The sequence below is a fragment of the Pseudomonas sp. JAI111 genome (assembly GCF_024809425.1).
Lineage (GTDB): Bacteria > Pseudomonadota > Gammaproteobacteria > Pseudomonadales > Pseudomonadaceae > Aquipseudomonas.
Genome location: NZ_JANUCB010000010.1, coordinates 147,209 through 164,636, shown reverse-complemented (window position 1 = coordinate 164,636; position 17,428 = coordinate 147,209). Strand labels below are relative to the sequence as shown.

The following is a 17,428-nucleotide window of genomic DNA, read 5'->3' as shown; positions in this document are numbered from 1 at the left end:
AAGCGATCAGCAGTCGAAGGCATTTTGCATCCAGTTCAACTGATCAAGGCTGCTGTCGATGGCAACCACGTCGAAGCGGCAGGGGGAATCGGCCCAGCGCGACTCGCGCTGAAGAAAATACTGCGCGGCGAAAATCAGTTTCTGCCGTTTGCGCTCATCGATGCTGTCGAGTGCGCCACCCCACTGGGTGTTTTTTCTGTAGCGGACTTCAACGAATACTACTGTATCGCCATCAAGCATGACCAGATCAAGCTCGCCACGTTTACACAACCAGTTCTGCGCCAGCAGGCGCAGACCTTGTTGTTGAAGATGCTCGAGCGCATGGCGCTCGGCATCCTTGCCGCTTTGCTGGCGTGACCTGTCGGGCATTAGCGAGCAGTGTCCGGCAGGCGTTGAACCTGACCGCTGACGAACTGTGCCCACGGCAACTGGCGAACGACCCGTTGATTCTGGGTCATGCCCAGGCTACCCGACTGACCTTCGATGCGGCTGTCCGGCAGGGCCTTGAGTTGCCCAAGGCGCGGTGCCAGGCGATAGGCATCGACGCCCATTGCGTACAGACGACCCAAGCTACCGGCGGCTTGTGGCCATTGCGCGGTGACCTGTTTGCGCAGGGGATCGTTGGCGTCCAGCAACCACGGGGTTTCGCAGAAGCGAATGCCGTTCATGTCGTTGTACTGATTCACGTCGCCGCTGGCACTGAATACGTGGGAAGTGGCGTACACCGGTACGTCACCCGCGTATTGGAAGTTCAGGGTCGGTTTGATCTGCTGGGCCTGTTGCGGTGTGGCGGCCAGGAAGATGAACTCGATGTCCTGGCGGCGCGAAGGCTGGGCCGCAACCTGCGAACCGACGGTGTTCTGCAGGCTCTTGGCGCGACCTTCGCTCTGGCGCAGCTGGAACATGTCGGCAATCTGCTGGGCCAACTGGACCGGCTGGTCGACGCGCTCGGTGGCAATGATAGTGCCGCCGTTCGCTTGCCAATCCTGGCTGAAGGCTCTCAGTACGCGATCGCCCCATTCGCCTTTCGGCACCATGATGGCGGCGCGATGCAGGCCATCGGCGCGTGCGCGGCGAGACACTTCGCGAGCTTCATCTTCAGCCGCAAGACCGAACTGGAACAGCTGGGGCGGACCTTGTTCGCCTTCGCTGTAGTTCAGGGCCAGGGTGGTGATCGGCAGTTGTGGGCGAGCGCTGAGCTGTTTGACCAGCGGTTTTTCCAGCGGACCGACCACCAGTTGCACGCCGTCGGCCTGGGCCTTGCGATAGAACTCGTCCATCGAGGTCAGTTTCGAGCTGTCATAGAACTCGATGGCTGGCGGCTTCTGCCCGGCTTGTTGCGCCTGGTAGTGAGCGGCCATGAAACCTTCGCGCAGTGCTTTGCCAACCGCCGCCAGCGGGCCGTCTTGCGGCAGCAGCAGGGCGATTTTGCTCAGGGACTGGCTGGCCAGTTCCTTGAGTTTGGTCAGTGGCAATGGCAGCTGGATGGCCGCCGGGTGCTTGGGGTTCTGGGCGCGCCAGTTGTCGATCGCGGCTTGCTGCTGCTCCAGGGTGCCAGCGGTTTTCACCGCCAGTGCCAGGCCCATCCAGCCGCCGAGGTCATCGGAGGTGGTCGGTTGCAGTTGATCGGTCGGCAACGAGGCAATCAGGATCCAGATCGCTTCGTGGTTCTTGCTGGCCGCTTCACCGCTGAGCATTGGCGCGATGAAAATGCGCTCCCGTGCGGCAGCGAGTGTCTGGCCATCGGCCTCAAGGGCGCGAGCATGGACGGTGCCTGTGCGCACCTGTTGCTCGACCGGCAGCTCGCCAAGATGTTGCAGGCTTGGATGGCTCAGGGCCGTCAATGCAGCCTTGGGCTGATTGCGCGTCATGGCCAGTTCTGCCGCCAGGGTGCTGGCGAAGACTTGTGGGGCTGGCTTGAGTTGTTCCAGCGGAACCAGTTGCAGGATTTGCGCGGACTGGCCGGCGTTACCCTGATGATAGGCCAGGTCTGCCGCACTCAGGCGCAGCAGCGAGGCTTTCTCCGCGTCCTTGCTTTGAGCGGCCTGTTCGAGCAGTTGCTCGATACTGGCGTCCGGGGTCCGTGGAAGTTCGCCAAGGCTGGAAGAGGGCGAGCTGGCGCAAGCCGCCAGCAAGGCAGCGAGGCAGAGGGCAGTGAACAGCCGCAGGCAAGCGATCATGTAGTGTTCCTGATACTCGATCAAATTAGCGTGGAATTGTACCCAAGCACTGGCCGGGGCGCGATGTTACTGGCGTGAATCGATCAATTTAGCTCGTGCAAATGTTGCAGTAGCGCACAAATGACTGGAAAACCCGGGGCGGGCGGGGCGTATCGCAAGCGCCGGTACGCGCTACAATGTCGCCTTTTACCGATCATGAGGTGTGCGCTTTGACTGCTCCAGGTGCTTTGAATTCCGCTGCTGGCTCGCTTTATGTGGTGGCGACGCCCATCGGCAACCTGGACGACATCAGCGCGCGTGCGCTGAAGATCCTGCGTGACGTCGCGTTGATCGCGGCTGAAGACACTCGCCACTCTCAGCGATTGATGCAGCATTTTGGCATCCCCACGCCGCTGGCGGCCTGCCACGAACACAACGAACGGGATGAAGGTAGCCGTTTTATCACCCGTCTGCTGGCGGGTGACGATGTTGCGCTGATCTCCGATGCCGGCACACCGCTGATTTCCGATCCCGGTTATCACCTGGTGCGCCAGGCCCGCGCTGCCGGAATCAATGTTGTGCCGGTGCCGGGTGCCTGTGCATTGATCGCGGCGTTGTCGGCGGCGGGACTGCCGTCGGACCGCTTTATCTTTGAGGGCTTCCTGCCGGCGAAGACGGTCGGTCGTCGTGCTCGTCTCGAGCAGGTCAAGGAAGAGCCGCGCACACTGATTTTTTATGAGGCGCCACACCGTATCCTGGAATGCTTGCAGGACATGGAGCTGGTATTCGGCCCTGAGCGTCCGGCGTTGCTGGCGCGTGAACTGACCAAAACGTTCGAAACCCTTAAGGGTTTGCCGCTGGCCGAGTTGCGCCAGTTCGTCGAGTCGGATAGCAATCAGCAGCGCGGAGAGTGCGTGGTGTTGGTCGCGGGCTGGGCCGCACCAGAGACCGAAGATGCGGTCAGCAGTGAAGCCATGCGCATCCTCGACCTGTTGCTCGAAGAGATGCCGCTCAAACGTGCGGCGGCCTTGGCGGCGCAAATAACCGGCGAGCGCAAGAATGTGCTCTATCAGGTCGCTCTCGACAGACAAAAAGGTGAGTGAAACCCGACGTATAGGCGCGGCCGAAGGCGTTTAGCGCTTGTTCTTCGGTCGCTGTGCCGTTAACCTTCGCGGCGGAGAGTCGATTGGACAGTCGCTGCCCTCTATGAAAATTAGGGGGGGGAGGAAAGTCCGGGCTCCATAGGGCGAAGTGCCAGGTAATGCCTGGGAGGCGTGAGCCTACGGAAAGTGCCACAGAAAATAACCGCCTAAGCGCTTCGGCGCCGGTAAGGGTGAAAAGGTGCGGTAAGAGCGCACCGCACGTCTGGCAACAGTTCGTGGCTAGGTAAACCCCACTTGGAGCAAGACCAAATAGGGTCCCAAGGCGTGGCCCGCGCTGGGACCGGGTAGGTTGCTAAAGATGTCCAGTGATGGCCATCGTAGACGAATGACTGTTCAAGACAGAACCCGGCTTACAGATCGACTCTCCACCTTTTTTCTCCCCTCTGCTTAAATCAGTGAGCAGGGTGCCGGTGATAGCAATTTCCCTCCTTCCAGAATCATCAGCAGAAGCACTTTCGTAATACCAAAAAAATCTTACTCTTAACAAACTACTTTAACTTTCGAACGCAGCCTTCTGTGCGCATTCAAGTTATCGGGCAAATTCACCTGTCGGATAGTCGTTTACCCCCTCTTTAGCTTCCTAAATCTCAGTTCTGTAAGGCTTTTCCTTTAAAGCGCGCCTTGACGGTGCGGTGGCCGCATTCCTATAGTGTGCGCAAGTGGCGGAAAGTGGCATGAAGTGGGTTTTTTGAACGTAAAACGCTAATATTTGGAGAAACGCTGACGTGTTTCGCGGAGCTAACGCTATCAGTCTCGACGCAAAGGGCCGTCTCGCCATGCCGAGCCGGTACCGTGACGAGCTCGTTTCGCGTAGTTCCGGTCAGTTGATCGTGACAATTGATGCCGTTGATCCGTGTTTGTGTGTTTACCCCCTCGATGAGTGGGAAATTATTGAAACCAAACTGCGCGCACTGCCTTCGCTTCGCGAAGAGAACCGCCGCCTGCAACGTTTACTGATTGGTAATGCCGTCGACCTCGAGCTCGATGGCAGTGGTCGTTTTCTGGTTCCGCCGCGTCTTCGTGAATATGCCAAGTTGGATAAGCGCGCGATGTTGGTTGGCCAACTGAACAAGTTCCAATTGTGGGACGAGGATGCCTGGGATGCGGTTTCTGCCGCTGACCTGGCTGCTATTCAACAACCGGGCGCCATGCCTGATGAACTGCGTGATTTGATCCTGTGACTATTGATAGCGGCTTTAACCACATCACCGTACTGCTTGACGAAGCCGTCGAGGCTCTCGCCGTACGTCCTGATGGCTGCTATCTGGACGGTACGTTCGGTCGCGGCGGACACAGCCGGTTGATCCTCAGCCAACTGGGTCCCGATGGTCGGGTCCTCGGATTCGACAAAGATCCTCAAGCGATTGCCACCGGGCAGACGCTGGCGGCCGAAGACGGCCGCTTTGTCGTTGTGCAGCGCAGCTTTGCCGAGCTCGGTTCGGAAGTGGCCGAACGTGGCCTGCACGGCAAGGTCAGCGGTGTTTTGCTCGACCTTGGCGTGTCTTCGCCACAACTCGACGACCCTGAGCGCGGCTTCAGTTTTCTCAATGACGGCCCACTGGACATGCGCATGGACCCGTCTCGCGGGATCAGTGCTGCCGAGTTCGTCAACACCGCGCCGGTGGAAGAAATCGCCCGGGTATTCAAGGAATACGGCGAAGAACGTTTCTCCGGTCGCATGGCCCGTGCCGTGGCCGAACGTCGCGACATCAAGCCGTTCGAACGCACAGCCGATCTGGCTGAAGTCCTGAAAGTCGCCAACCCGGCATGGGAAAAGGGCAAGAACCCGGCAACCCGTGCATTCCAGGGCCTGCGCATTCACGTCAACAACGAGCTGGGCGATCTGGAAGCCGGCCTTGAGGCTGCGATGGACTGCCTGGAAATCGGTGGCCGTCTGGTCGTCATCAGCTTCCATTCGCTGGAAGATCGCATCGTCAAACTGTTCATGCGCAAGCTGGTAAAGGGCGAAGCCGACAACCTGCCGCGCAACCTGCCGGTTCGCCACGTAGCCTTCGAACCGAAAATCAAAGTCCATGGCAAAGCGCAGACGGCCTCCGACGCCGAACTCAAAGCCAACCCACGTTCCCGTAGCGCCGTCATGCGCGTCGCGGAGAAGCTGCGGTGAGCAAGCTTTTCGCCAAGCCACTTCCCGGCGGGAGCTTTTTCATGCTGCTGCTGTTTTTGGCCGTGCTCGTTTCGGCCATCGGCGTGTCCTACAGCGCCCACTGGAACCGTCAGTTGCTCAACTCGCTGTACAACGAATTGAGCGTGCGTGACAAGGCGCAAGCGGAGTGGGGGCGTTTGATTCTTGAGCAAAGCACCTGGACCGCCCACAGCCGTATCGAAGTCCTGGCCACCGAGCAACTGAAGATGCGCATTCCTGGCGCCGCTGAAGTGAAGATGGTGACGCCATGATGAAGCTCGAAGGTGCACTGTTCCCATGGCGATTCCGCGTTGTGCTGGGTTTGCTCGGCATCATGGTCGTGGCGATTTGCTGGCGTATCATCGATCTGCAAGTGGTCGACCGTGCCTTCCTGAAAGGTCAGGGCGATGCGCGCAGCGTTCGACACATCCCGATTCCGGCTCACCGTGGTCTGATCACCGACCGTAACGGCGAGCCATTGGCCGTGAGTACGCCGGTCACCACCCTGTGGGCCAACGCCAAGGAAATGCAGCTGGCCAAAGAGAAATGGCCGGCACTGGCAGCGGCGCTGGGGCAAGACCCCAAAGCCCTGGCCGAGCGTCTCGAAGCACAGGCCAACAAAGAATTCATTTACCTGGTGCGCGGGCTGACCCCCGAGCAGGGCCAGTCTGTGCTCGATCTGAAAGTGCCGGGCGTCTACGGCATCGAAGAGTTCCGACGCTTCTACCCGGCCGGTGAAGTCACCGCGCACATGGTCGGCTTTACCGACATCGATGACCACGGGCGTGAAGGCGTCGAGCTGGCCTATGACGAATGGCTCGCCGGTGTCGCCGGCAAGCGACAGGTCATCAAGGATCGGCGCGGCCGACTTATCAAGGATGTCCAGGTCACTAAAAACGCCAAGGCCGGCAAGCCCTTGGCGTTGTCCATTGATCTGCGTCTGCAATACCTGGCCAACCGCGAATTGCGTAACGCGATCATCGAGAACGGCGCCAAGGCTGGCAGCCTGGTGATCATGGACGTGAAGACCGGCGAGATTCTCGCCATGGTCAACCAGCCGACCTACAACCCGAACAACCGTCGCAACCTGCAACCGGCGATGATGCGCAACCGCGCCATGATCGACGTGTTCGAGCCGGGTTCGACGATGAAAGCGATCTCCATGAGCGCCGCGATCGAAACCGGGCGCTGGAAACCGAGCGATACCGTCGAGGTGTACCCGGGCAGCCTGCAGATTGGTAAATACACCATCAAGGACGTTTCCAAGACCGAAGGTCCGGTGCTTGACCTGACAGGCATTCTGATCAACTCCAGTAACGTCGGCATGAGTAAGGTCGCGTTCGACATCGGCGGCGAGACCATTTTCCGTCTCGCGCAGAAAGTCGGCCTCGGCCAGGACACCGGCCTCGGGTTCCCGGGCGAGCGCGTCGGCAACCTGCCGAACTACCGCGAATGGCGCAAGGCAGAAACTGCCACGCTGTCGTACGGCTATGGTATTTCCGTGACCGCGATCCAGCTGGTCCACGCCTTCTCGGCCCTGGCCAACAACGGTCGCATCGCACCGCTGACCCTGATCAAGACCGACAAGGCGCCGCAAACCACGCAAGTGTTGCCAGAAGCCGTCGCGAAAACCATGCAAGGCATGCTGACCCAGGTGATCGAGGCCCCGCGCGGTGTGTTCCGTGCGCAAGTGCCGGCGTACCACGTGGCAGGCAAGTCGGGTACCGCGCGCAAGACTTCGGTAGGCACCAAAGGTTATGCCGAAAACTCCTACCGCTCGCTGTTCGCAGGCTTCGGCCCGATGAGCGATCCGCGTTACGCCATCGTGGTAGTGATCGATGAACCGACCAAGGCCGGTTACTTCGGTGGCCTGGTTTCGGCGCCGGTGTTCAGCAAAGTGATGTCCGGCACCCTGCGCCTGATGAACATCACCCCGGACAACTTGCCGCCGACTCAAACCGCCAATGCCACACCGGTCGTTCCACTGAAAGCCAATGGAGGGCGCGGCTGATGTCTCTGAGCCTGAACAAGATTTTCGCCCATGCCGGCCGCGACCTGCTGATCCGCGAATTGACCCTGGACAGCCGCAACGTGCGCGCTGGCGATCTGTTTCTCGCCGTTCCTGGCGGCAAGTTCGACGGTCGTGCACACATCGCCGATGCGTTGCAGCGCGGCGCCGCCGCCGTGGCGTATGAAGTTGAAGGCGCCACGGTGCTGCCGATCACCGATGTGCCATTGATTCCGGTCAAAGGCCTGGCAGCGCAGCTGTCTGATATTGCCGGGCGTTTTTATGGCGACCCGAGCCGGCACCTGAATCTGATCGGCGTTACCGGCACGAACGGCAAAACCAGCGTCACGCAATTGGTTGCTCAAGCCCTGGACCTGCTCGGTCAGCATTGCGGCATTGTCGGCACCCTGGGCACCGGTTTCTACGGCGCACTCGAAAGCGGACTGCACACAACGCCGAACCCGATTGCCGTGCAAGCGATGTTGGCTGACCTGAAAAAGGCCGGCGCCAAAGCCGTGGCCATGGAAGTGTCTTCCCACGGACTGGATCAAGGCCGCGTGACTGCGCTGGCGTTTGACGTGGCGGTGATGACCAACCTGTCCCGCGATCACCTGGATTACCACGGCACCATGCAAGCCTATGGCGAAGCCAAGGCCAAGCTGTTCGCCTGGAACGATTTGAAGTGCCGGGTGGTTAACCTCGACGACGAGTTCGGCCGCCAACTGGCCGCCGACAAAGGCGAGTCGCGCCTGATTACCTACAGCCTGGAAAACACCAGCGCCTACCTTTATTGCCGTGAAGCGCAGTTCGACGACGAAGGCGTACGCGCCACACTGGTCACGCCGCAGGGCGAGCATCATTTGCGTAGCACGCTGCTCGGTCGTTTCAACCTGAGCAATGTGCTGGCCGCGGTCGGCGCCTTGCTCGGCCTGGATTACGCGCTGGACGAAATCCTCAAGGTCCTGCCGAAACTCGAAGGCCCGGCCGGTCGCATGCAGCGTCTTGGCGGCGGCAATCAACCTTTGGTCGTGGTCGATTACGCTCACACCCCCGATGCGCTGGAAAAAGTCTTGATGGCCCTGCGTCCCCACGCCAAAGGCCGCTTGCTGTGCCTGTTCGGTTGCGGCGGTGATCGCGATCGCGGCAAGCGTCCGCTGATGGCCGAAGTGGTCGAACGTCTGGCCGATGGTGTTCTGGTGACCGATGACAACCCGCGCACCGAAGATCCAGCGGTGATTTTCGACGACATCCGTGCCGGTTTCACCAGCGTGGATAAAGTTACCTTCGTCGCCGGCCGTGGCAAGGCGATTGCCCAATTGATCGCCAGCGCTTCGGTGGAGGACGTGATTGTCCTGGCTGGCAAAGGTCATGAGGACTATCAGGAAATCAACGGCGAGCGTCACGATTTCTCCGACCTGGTCGAGGCTGATCATGCCTTGACCGCATGGGAGGTGGCTCATGCTTAAGCCCTGGAAATTGAGCGAACTGATCAGCGCACTGAACGGCCGGATGGTCGTGGCCGACGCCACGTTCGATGGCGTCAGCATCGACAGTCGCGCGATCAAGCCCGGCCAGCTCTTTATTGCCCTGATCGGTCCGCGCTTCGACGGTCACGACTATCTGAATGACGTGGCAAACAAAGGCGCCGTTGCGGCGCTGGTCGAGCGTGAAGTCGCCGACAGTGCGCTGCCGCAATTGGTGGTCAAGGACACCCGTCAGGCCCTTGGCCAGTTGGGCGCGCTGAACCGTGCTGCGTTTACCCGCCCTGTGGCGGCGATCACCGGTTCCAGCGGCAAGACCACCGTCAAGGAAATGCTCGCGAGCATCCTGCGCACGCGCGGTCCGGTGCTGGCGACTCGCGGCAACCTGAACAATGACCTCGGCGTGCCGTTGACCTTGCTCGAACTCGCACCGGAACACACCGCTGCCGTGATCGAGCTTGGCGCGTCGCGTCTGGGTGAAATTGCCTACACCGTCGGCTTGACCAAACCGCACGTAGCCGTATTGAACAACGCCGGGACTGCCCATGTTGGCGAGTTCGGCGGGCCGGAAAAAATCGTTGAAGCCAAGGGCGAGATTATTGAGGGGCTGGACGCCGATGGCGTCGCCGTTCTGAATCTGGACGACAAGGCCTTCGGCATCTGGAAGACCCGCGCTGCCGGCCGCAAAGTCCTGACGTTCGCCTTGAGCAATGTCAGCGCCGACTTCTACGCCAGTGATCTGGACCGCGATGCACGCGGTTGCCCGTCCTTCAATCTGCACAGCCCTGAAGGTGTGGAGCGCGTTCAACTGAACCTGCTCGGCACCCATAACGTCGCCAACGCCATGGCTGCCGCTGCTGCCGCACACGCCTTGGGCGTGTCGCTGTTGGGCATCGCCACCGGTCTCGGCGCGGTGCAACCGGTCAAGGGCCGCACCGTCGCGCAACTAGCCAGCAATGGCATGCGCGTCATTGATGATACGTACAACGCGAACCCCACCTCCATGTGCGCGGCCGTTGATATACTCGCCGGCTTTTCCGGCCGCACCGTTCTGGTGCTCGGGGATATCGGCGAGTTGGGCGACTGGGCGGAGCAGGGGCACCGCGATGTGGGCGAGTACGCCCGCGGCAAGGTTTCCGCGCTTTACGCTGTCGGGCCATTGATGGCTCACGCCGTAAACGCTTTCGGCCCGCAAGCTTTTCACTTCAGCACTCAGGCTGAGCTGATCAAGGCACTCGGCGCCGAGCAGGACACAAACACCACTATTTTGATCAAGGGCTCGCGCAGCGCTGCGATGGAAAACATCGTCGCCGCTTTGTGCGGGTCCAGTCTGGAGAAACATTAATGCTGCTGCTGCTAGCGGAGTATCTGCAACAGTTCTACAAAGGCTTCGCGGTCTTTCAGTACCTGACCCTGCGCGGGATCCTCGGTGTGCTGACCGCGCTGGTTTTGTCGCTGTGCTATGGCCCGTGGATGATCCGCACTTTGCAGAACCGTCAGATCGGTCAATCCGTTCGTAACGACGGTCCGCAATCGCACCTGTCCAAATCCGGCACCCCGACCATGGGCGGCGCGCTGATCCTGTCGTCCATCGGTGTCAGCACCTTGCTCTGGGCTGACCTGAGCAATCGCTATGTCTGGACCGTTTTGCTGGTGACGTTGCTGTTCGGCGCAATCGGCTGGGTTGACGACTACCGCAAGGTGATCGAGAAAAACTCCAAAGGTTTGCCAAGCCGCTGGAAATACTTCTGGCAGTCGGTGTTTGGTCTCGGTGCAGCGATCTTCCTTTATATGACCGCGACTTCGCCGGTGGAAACCACGCTGATCCTGCCGATGCTCAAGGACTACAGCATTCCGTTGGGCATAGGCTTCGTCGTCCTGACTTACTTCGTGATTGTCGGCTCGAGCAACGCCGTCAACCTGACCGACGGCCTCGACGGCCTGGCGATCATGCCGACCGTGATGGTCGGTGGCGGCCTGGGCATTTTCTGCTACCTGTCGGGTAACGTGAAATTCGCCGAATACCTGTTGATTCCCTACGTCCCGGGCGCAGGTGAGTTGATCGTGTTCTGCGGGGCATTGATCGGTGCGGGCCTGGGCTTTCTCTGGTTCAACACCTATCCGGCACAAGTATTCATGGGTGACGTCGGCGCGCTGGCGCTGGGCGCGGCCCTGGGCACCATCGCGGTGATCGTCCGTCAGGAAATCGTCCTGTTCATCATGGGCGGCGTGTTCGTGATGGAAACCCTGTCGGTGGTTATCCAGGTTGCTTCTTTCAAGATGACCGGTCGCCGCGTGTTCCGCATGGCACCGATTCACCACCACTTTGAACTCAAGGGCTGGCCCGAGCCGCGCGTGATTGTCCGTTTCTGGATCATCACCGTGATTCTCGTACTGGTCGGCCTTGCCACCCTGAAGCTGAGGTAGAAACTCGTGTCTCTGATCGCTTCTGACCACTTCCGCATCGTTGTCGGCCTCGGCAAGAGCGGCATGTCCCTGGTTCGCTTCCTGGCGAACCGGGGCACGTCGTTTGCCGTGGCCGATACGCGGGAAAATCCACCGGAACTGGCCACGCTCAAGCGTGACTATCCGCACGTGGAAGTGCGTTGTGGCGAGCTGGACGTCGAATTCCTGTGCCGCGCCGACGAGCTCTACGTGAGCCCCGGCCTGGCGTTGGCGACCCCGGCCCTGCAGGCTGCCGCCGCCCGTGGCGTGAAATTGTCCGGCGACATCGAGCTGTTCGCGCGAAATGCGAAGGCGCCGATTGTGGCCATCAGCGGTTCCAACGCGAAAAGCACCGTGACCACCCTGGTCGGCGAGATGGCGGCAGCGGCGGGCAAGCGTGTCGCCGTGGGCGGCAACCTCGGCACGCCGGCGCTGGATTTGCTCAGCGATGACGTCGAGTTGTACGTGATGGAATTGTCGAGCTTCCAGCTCGAAACCACCGACCAACTCAATGCTGAAGTGGCCACCGTGCTCAACGTCAGTGAAGACCACATGGACCGCTACAGCGGCCTGCCGGCCTATCACCTGGCCAAGCACCGGATTTTCCGTGGTGCCAGGCAGTTTGTGGTCAACCGTCAGGACGCCCTGAGCCGTCCGTTGATCGGCGAAGGTCAGCCTTGCTGGACGTTCGGCCTGAGCAAACCTGATTTCAAGGCCTTCGGCATCCGCGAAGAAAACGGCGAGAAGTACCTGGCGTTTGAATTCCAGAACCTGATGCCGGTGCGCGAGTTGAAAATCCGTGGCGCCCATAACCAGTCCAATGCCCTGGCGGCGTTGGCGCTGGGCCATGCCGTCGGCCTGCCATTCGACGCCATGCTGTCGAGCCTGCGCACGTTCGCCGGGCTTGAGCATCGCTGCCAATGGGTCCGTGACCTGGATGGCGTGAGCTACTACAACGATTCCAAAGCCACCAACGTCGGCGCCGCACTGGCTGCCATCGAAGGCCTGGGCGCGGACATCGACGGCAAGGTGGTGTTGATCGCCGGGGGCGACGGCAAAGGCGCCGACTTCAAGGATCTGCGTGCCCCCGTGGCCGCCAACTGCCGCGCCGTCATTTTGATGGGCCGCGACTCCGACAAGATCGGTGAGGCCATCGGCGATGCTGTGCCATTGATCCGGGTCGGTTCGCTGGTTGAAGCGGTGGAGCAATGCCGCGCCGCTGCACAACCGGGCGATGTGGTGCTGCTGTCGCCAGCCTGCGCCAGTTTCGACATGTTCAAGAATTATGAAGACCGTGGTCACCAGTTCGTCCGCGCCGTGGAGGATCTGGCATGAGCCTGCGAAACATCATCAAGCCCTACCCGTCGCCGATCATCACCGGGCGCGGTATCGACCTCGACTTCCCGATGCTCGCCGGTTGCCTGGCCTTGATCGGTCTCGGGCTGGTCATGATCGCCTCGGCCTCGACCGAAGTGGCGGCGGCGCAATCGGGCAGTGCCCTGTATTACATGATTCGCCACCTTATCTACATCGTGCTGGGCCTGGGCGCCTGCGTCATCACCATGATGATTCCGATCGCCACCTGGCAACGCCTGGGCTGGCTGATGCTGCTGGGTGCGTTCGGTCTGCTGGTGATGGTGATCGTTCCCGGGATCGGCCGTGAAGTGAACGGTTCGATGCGCTGGATCGGCTTCAGTTTCTTCAACGTTCAGCCTTCCGAGATCGCCAAGGTGTTCGTGGTGATCTACCTCGCCGGTTACTTGGTGCGTCGCCAGAAAGAAGTGCGTGAAAGCTGGATGGGCTTCTTCAAGCCTTTCATCGTTCTGTTGCCAATGGCTGGCCTGCTGCTGATGGAGCCGGACTTCGGTGCCACCGTCGTGATGATGGGGGCCGCCGCGGCGATGCTGTTCCTTGGCGGAGTCGGGCTGTTCCGGTTTTCCCTGATGGTGGTCCTGGCGGTTGCAGCGGTGGTGTTGCTGATTCAAGTGCAGCCCTATCGAATGGCGCGTCTGACCAACTTTGCCGACCCATGGGCCGACCAGTTCGGCGCCGGCTATCAGTTGTCGCAGGCATTGATCGCCTTCGGTCGCGGTGAATGGCTGGGTGTTGGCCTGGGCAACAGCGTGCAGAAACAGTTCTACCTGCCGGAAGCCCACACCGACTTCGTATTCTCGGTCTTGGCCGAAGAGCTGGGGGCCGTGGGTTCCTTGTGCACGGTCGCGTTGTTCGTCTTCGTGTGTATTCGCGGCATGTACATCGGTTATTGGGCCGAGAAGGCCAAGCAGTTTTTCGCCGCCTACATTGCGTACGGCTTGTCGTTCCTGTGGATCGGCCAGTTCCTGATCAACATCGGCGTGAACGTCGGTCTGCTGCCGACCAAAGGCCTGACCCTGCCGTTCCTCAGTTATGGCGGTAGTTCGTTGGTGATCTGTGGTGCCTGCCTTGGGTTGTTGTTGCGCATCGAGTGGGAGAGTCGAACCCACCTGGGCAGCGAAGAGATGGAATTCCATGAGAGCGACTTCGCCGAGGAGTCGACCCATGGGCGCTAACGTATTGATCATGGCAGGCGGAACCGGTGGCCACGTGTTTCCGGCGCTGGCTTGCGCTCGCGAGTTTCAGGCCCGCGGTTACACCGTGCATTGGCTTGGAACGCCCCGTGGCATCGAGAACGACCTGGTGCCGATGGCCGGTATCGAGCTGCATCGGATCAACGCCAGCGGCGTGCGCGGCAAGGGCAAATTGTCCCTGCTCAAAGCCCCGTTCATGGTGCTCAAATCCGTCTGGCAGGCGCGGGCGATCATTCGTCAGCTGCGGCCGGTGTGCGTCGTCGGCTTTGGTGGTTTTGTGACTGGTCCCGGTGGTGTTGCAGCCAAACTGGCCGGCGTGCCGGTGATCGTTCATGAGCAGAACGCGGTGGCCGGTACCGCCAATCGGTTGCTGGTGCCGTTGGCCGCCCGAGTCTGTGAAGCGTTCCCCGACACCTTTACCCTGTCGGACAGCCGTCGGACCACCGGTAACCCGGTGCGCACCGAGCTGTTCCTCGAAACACCGCGACAGGCCCTGGCCGGTCGCAAGGCGCGTTTGCTGATCCTGGGTGGAAGCCTGGGCGCAGAACCGTTGAACAAGTTGCTGCCTGAAGCCCTGTCGCAAGTCGCCCCCGACCTGCGCCCGGAAGTGTTTCATCAGGCCGGCAAAAACCACGATGAAGTGACTGCAGAGCGCTATCGCGCGGCTGGCGTCGAGGCGCAAGTGCAGCCCTTCATCAAAGACATGGCTCAAGCCTATGGCTGGGCCGACCTGGTGGTGTGCCGCGCAGGCGCATTGACCATCAGTGAACTGGCTGCTGCCGGTCTGCCCTCGTTGCTGGTGCCTTTGCCCCACGCGATCGACGATCACCAGACCCGCAACGCCGATTATTTGGCCCGTGAAGGCGCTGCCTTCCTGATGCCGCAAAGAACGACTGGCGCAGCGGATCTTGCCGCACGCCTGACAGAGGTCCTGATGCAACCGCAACGACTCAACGACATGGCCAGCGCGGCGCGCCGCCTCGCCAAACCCGATGCAACCCGTAACGTGGTCGATATCTGCCTGGAGGTGGCCCATGGTTGAGAATCAGAAAGCCATGCCGCAACCGGAAATGCGCCGTATCCGTAAAATCCACTTCGTCGGCATCGGCGGCGTGGGCATGTGCGGCATCGCCGAAGTGTTGTTGAACCTGGGCTATCAAGTGTCCGGTTCCGACCTGAAAGCGTCGCCGGTAACCGAGCGTCTTGAATCGTTCGGTGCGCACATTTTCATCGGCCACCGTGCCGAGAACGCCGCTGCCGCCGACGTGCTGGTGGTGTCGAGCGCCGTGAACACCTCCAACCCGGAAGTGGCCACCGCGCTGGAACGTCGTATTCCCGTGGTGCCACGCGCCGAGATGCTGGCCGAGCTGATGCGCTACCGCCACGGCATCGCCGTCGCCGGGACCCACGGCAAAACCACCACCACCAGCCTGATCGCTTCGGTGTTCGCGGCCGGTGGCCTGGACCCGACGTTCGTCATCGGTGGCCGTCTGAATGCCGCGGGCACCAATGCCCAGCTCGGCACCAGCCGCTACCTGATCGCCGAAGCCGACGAAAGCGATGCGAGCTTCCTGCACTTGCAGCCCCTGGTGGCCGTGGTCACCAACATCGACGCCGACCACATGGCGACCTACGACGGTGACTTCAACAAACTGAAGAAAACCTTCGTCGAGTTCCTGCACAACCTGCCGTTCTACGGTTTGGCGGTGGTGTGCCTGGACGACCCGGTGGTGCGTGAAATCCTGCCGCTGGTGAAACGTCCTACGGTCACCTACGGCTTTGGCGATGACTGCGACGTGCGCGCCATCAATGTGCGCCAGCAGGGCATGCAGACTTTCTTCACCGTGCTGCGTCCTGATCGTGAACCACTGGATGTCTCGGTGAACATGCCGGGCAACCACAACGTATTGAACGCGCTGGCGACCATCTGCATCGCCTCTGACGAAGGTGTCAGCGATGAAGCCATCGTCCAGGGCCTGTCCGGGTTCCAGGGTGTCGGTCGGCGCTTCCAGGTCTACGGCGAACTGCCGGTCGAGGGCGGCAACGTGATGCTGGTCGACGACTACGGTCACCACCCGACCGAAGTCGCTGCCGTGATCAAGGCCGTGCGCGGTGGCTGGCCGGAGCGCCGTCTGGTGATGGTTTACCAGCCGCACCGTTACAGCCGTACCCGCGACCTGTACGACGATTTCGTCAATGTATTGGCCGACGCCAACGTGTTGCTGCTGATGGAAGTCTATCCGGCCGGTGAAGAACCGATCCCGGGCGCCGACAGCCGCAAGCTGTGCAACAGCATTCGTCAACGCGGCCAGCTCGACCCGATCTACATCGAGCGTGGTGTCGACCTCGCGCCGCTGGTCAAGCCGCTGCTGCGTGCCGGCGACATCCTGCTGTGCCAGGGCGCCGGTGATATCGGTGGTCTCGCCCCGAAACTGTTGGCCAGTCCGCTATTCGCGGGTGCTGTTGCCGCACCGACTCCGGGGAAATTGAAATGACTGCTGCCTACGCCAACCTCGTCTCCACGATCGCGCCGAAAGACTTCGGCCGCGTCGCCGTGCTGTTCGGCGGCAAGAGCGCCGAGCGTGAGGTTTCCCTCAAGTCGGGCAACGCTGTCCTCGACGCGCTGCTGAGCGCCGGTGTGGACGCGTTCGGCCTCGACGTGGGCGATGACCTGCTGCAGCGTTTGCTGAACGAAAAAATCGACCGCGCCTTCATCATCCTCCACGGTCGTGGCGGTGAAGACGGCAGCATGCAGGGCCTGCTCGAATGCCTGGGCATTCCGTACACCGGCAGCGGCATTCTTGCCTCGGCACTGGCGATGGACAAGCTGCGCACCAAACAGGTCTGGCACAGCCTCGGTATTCCGACGCCACGCCACGCCGTACTGAGTTGCGAGGCCGATTGTATTTCGGCAGCGACGGAACTGGGCTTCCCTTTGATCGTCAAACCGGCCCATGAAGGTTCAAGTATCGGTATGGCCAAAGTGACCTCCGCGCCGGAGTTGATCGACGCCTGGAAAGCGGCCAGTACCTACGATTCGCAAGTGTTGGTCGAGCAATGGATTCAAGGTCCGGAGTTCACCATCGCCACCCTGCGTGACCAGGTGTTGCCACCGATTGCCCTGGGCACGACGCACAGCTTCTACGACTACGACGCCAAGTACGTGGCCTCCGATACGCAGTATCGGATCCCGTGTGGCCTGGACAGCAACAAGGAAAAAGAACTGATGGACCTCACGGCGAAAGCCTGTGAGGCGCTGGGTATCGCCGGTTGGGGCAGGGCGGACGTGATGCAGGACGCCGACGGGCAGTTCTGGTTCCTGGAAGTCAACACCGCACCGGGCATGACCGATCACAGCCTGGTGCCGATGGCGGCCCGTGCTGCCGGTCTGGATTTCCAGCAATTGGTTCTGGCGATTTTGGCCGCCAGCATTGCCGGCAACAACGAGCCTCGAGGTTAAGA

General features: G+C 61.0%; 15 protein-coding genes and 1 other RNA gene. 14 read left to right on the top strand and 2 right to left on the bottom strand.

Translation table 11 applies throughout. The features are described 5' to 3' along the window. Positions 1 to 6 precede the first annotated feature (6 nt). Together HNR03_RS26120 and HNR03_RS26115 are read right to left on the bottom strand one after the other, a co-directional pair. Positions 7 to 369, bottom strand: a complete 363-nt coding sequence (locus tag HNR03_RS26120; protein ID WP_111455297.1) for a YraN family protein — start codon at positions 367 to 369, stop codon at positions 7 to 9. Then, positions 369 to 2,180 (bottom strand): penicillin-binding protein activator, encoded by a 1,812-nt coding sequence (locus HNR03_RS26115; RefSeq protein WP_222588385.1) that lies wholly within the window; start codon positions 2,178 to 2,180, stop codon positions 369 to 371. Before HNR03_RS26115 ends, HNR03_RS26120 begins: the two co-directional genes overlap by 1 nt. A 176-nt stretch (positions 2,181 to 2,356) precedes the next feature. On the opposite strand from HNR03_RS26115, the gene rsmI reads away from it, so the two are divergent. The 14 genes from rsmI (at position 2,357) to HNR03_RS26045 (ending at position 17,426) form a co-directional block, all read left to right on the top strand. After that, entirely contained in the window at positions 2,357 to 3,262 is a 906-nt protein-coding gene (gene rsmI / locus HNR03_RS26110; protein WP_259156808.1) for a 16S rRNA (cytidine(1402)-2'-O)-methyltransferase, read from the top strand. A 75-nt stretch (positions 3,263 to 3,337) separates the two neighbouring features. Further along, an RNA gene (gene rnpB / locus HNR03_RS26105) (RNase P RNA component class A) lies at positions 3,338 to 3,691 on the top strand. A 356-nt stretch (positions 3,692 to 4,047) separates the two neighbouring features. After that, positions 4,048 to 4,503 (top strand): division/cell wall cluster transcriptional repressor MraZ, encoded by a 456-nt coding sequence (gene mraZ, locus HNR03_RS26100; protein ID WP_008147486.1) that lies wholly within the window; start codon positions 4,048 to 4,050, stop codon positions 4,501 to 4,503. Beyond that, a complete protein-coding gene (gene rsmH / locus HNR03_RS26095) occupies positions 4,500 to 5,447 on the top strand; it encodes a 16S rRNA (cytosine(1402)-N(4))-methyltransferase RsmH (protein ID WP_167360478.1) in 948 nt (315 codons plus the stop codon). Before mraZ ends, rsmH begins: the two co-directional genes overlap by 4 nt. Continuing rightward, positions 5,444 to 5,737, top strand: coding sequence for a cell division protein FtsL (gene ftsL / locus HNR03_RS26090; RefSeq protein WP_090180249.1), 294 nt, complete (start codon positions 5,444 to 5,446; stop codon positions 5,735 to 5,737). The genes rsmH and ftsL overlap by 4 nt, the downstream gene beginning before the upstream one ends. Further along, complete coding sequence (locus tag HNR03_RS26085) at positions 5,737 to 7,476, top strand: penicillin-binding protein 2 (protein WP_222590283.1); 1,740 nt, start codon at positions 5,737 to 5,739, stop codon at positions 7,474 to 7,476. The genes ftsL and HNR03_RS26085 overlap by 1 nt, the downstream gene beginning before the upstream one ends. Beyond that, positions 7,476 to 8,939, top strand: coding sequence for a UDP-N-acetylmuramoyl-L-alanyl-D-glutamate--2,6-diaminopimelate ligase (locus tag HNR03_RS26080; RefSeq protein ID WP_259156802.1), 1,464 nt, complete (start codon positions 7,476 to 7,478; stop codon positions 8,937 to 8,939). The genes HNR03_RS26085 and HNR03_RS26080 overlap by 1 nt, the downstream gene beginning before the upstream one ends. After that, positions 8,932 to 10,299, top strand: coding sequence for a UDP-N-acetylmuramoyl-tripeptide--D-alanyl-D-alanine ligase (gene murF / locus HNR03_RS26075; RefSeq protein WP_259156800.1), 1,368 nt, complete (start codon positions 8,932 to 8,934; stop codon positions 10,297 to 10,299). Before HNR03_RS26080 ends, murF begins: the two co-directional genes overlap by 8 nt. Further along, positions 10,299 to 11,381: a phospho-N-acetylmuramoyl-pentapeptide-transferase gene (mraY, locus tag HNR03_RS26070; RefSeq protein WP_090180261.1), complete on the top strand. Its 1,083-nt coding sequence runs from the start codon at positions 10,299 to 10,301 to the stop codon at positions 11,379 to 11,381. The genes murF and mraY overlap by 1 nt, the downstream gene beginning before the upstream one ends. Before the next feature lie 6 nt (positions 11,382 to 11,387). Next, positions 11,388 to 12,734: a UDP-N-acetylmuramoyl-L-alanine--D-glutamate ligase gene (gene murD, locus HNR03_RS26065; protein ID WP_222588382.1), complete on the top strand. Its 1,347-nt coding sequence runs from the start codon at positions 11,388 to 11,390 to the stop codon at positions 12,732 to 12,734. Continuing rightward, on the top strand, positions 12,731 to 13,948 hold the full coding sequence (gene ftsW, locus HNR03_RS26060; RefSeq protein ID WP_090180266.1) for a putative lipid II flippase FtsW: 1,218 nt from the start codon (positions 12,731 to 12,733) through the stop codon (positions 13,946 to 13,948). Before murD ends, ftsW begins: the two co-directional genes overlap by 4 nt. After that, positions 13,938 to 15,008 carry an undecaprenyldiphospho-muramoylpentapeptide beta-N-acetylglucosaminyltransferase gene (gene murG, locus HNR03_RS26055; protein WP_222588381.1) on the top strand — a complete coding sequence of 357 codons (1,071 nt, stop codon included), beginning with the start codon at positions 13,938 to 13,940 and terminating at the stop codon, positions 15,006 to 15,008. Before ftsW ends, murG begins: the two co-directional genes overlap by 11 nt. Beyond that, positions 15,001 to 16,461, top strand: coding sequence for a UDP-N-acetylmuramate--L-alanine ligase (murC, locus tag HNR03_RS26050; protein ID WP_259156796.1), 1,461 nt, complete (start codon positions 15,001 to 15,003; stop codon positions 16,459 to 16,461). Before murG ends, murC begins: the two co-directional genes overlap by 8 nt. Further along, the gene (locus tag HNR03_RS26045) at positions 16,458 to 17,426 is read left to right on the top strand and encodes a D-alanine--D-alanine ligase (RefSeq protein ID WP_222588380.1); all 969 of its coding nucleotides are present in this window, start codon (positions 16,458 to 16,460) and stop codon (positions 17,424 to 17,426) included. The genes murC and HNR03_RS26045 overlap by 4 nt, the downstream gene beginning before the upstream one ends. Positions 17,427 to 17,428: the final 2 nt, after the last annotated feature.

Bases quoted from the DNA above. Each gene is read 5' to 3' on its own strand.
- HNR03_RS26120 (WP_111455297.1), bottom strand. From the start codon at position 369: ATGCCCGACAGGTCACGCCAGCAAAGCGGCAAGGATGCCGAGCGCCAT.
- HNR03_RS26115 (WP_222588385.1), bottom strand. From the start codon at position 2,180: ATGATCGCTTGCCTGCGGCTGTTCACTGCCCTCTGCCTCGCTGCCTTG.
- rsmI (WP_259156808.1), top strand. From the start codon at position 2,357: ATGTCGCCTTTTACCGATCATGAGGTGTGCGCTTTGACTGCTCCAGGT.
- HNR03_RS26085 (WP_222590283.1), top strand. From the start codon at position 5,737: ATGAAGCTCGAAGGTGCACTGTTCCCATGGCGATTCCGCGTTGTGCTG.
- HNR03_RS26080 (WP_259156802.1), top strand. From the start codon at position 7,476: ATGTCTCTGAGCCTGAACAAGATTTTCGCCCATGCCGGCCGCGACCTG.
- murF (WP_259156800.1), top strand. From the start codon at position 8,932: ATGCTTAAGCCCTGGAAATTGAGCGAACTGATCAGCGCACTGAACGGC.
- mraY (WP_090180261.1), top strand. From the start codon at position 10,299: ATGCTGCTGCTGCTAGCGGAGTATCTGCAACAGTTCTACAAAGGCTTC.
- ftsW (WP_090180266.1), top strand. From the start codon at position 12,731: ATGAGCCTGCGAAACATCATCAAGCCCTACCCGTCGCCGATCATCACC.
- murG (WP_222588381.1), top strand. From the start codon at position 13,938: ATGGGCGCTAACGTATTGATCATGGCAGGCGGAACCGGTGGCCACGTG.
- murC (WP_259156796.1), top strand. From the start codon at position 15,001: ATGGTTGAGAATCAGAAAGCCATGCCGCAACCGGAAATGCGCCGTATC.
- HNR03_RS26045 (WP_222588380.1), top strand. From the start codon at position 16,458: ATGACTGCTGCCTACGCCAACCTCGTCTCCACGATCGCGCCGAAAGAC.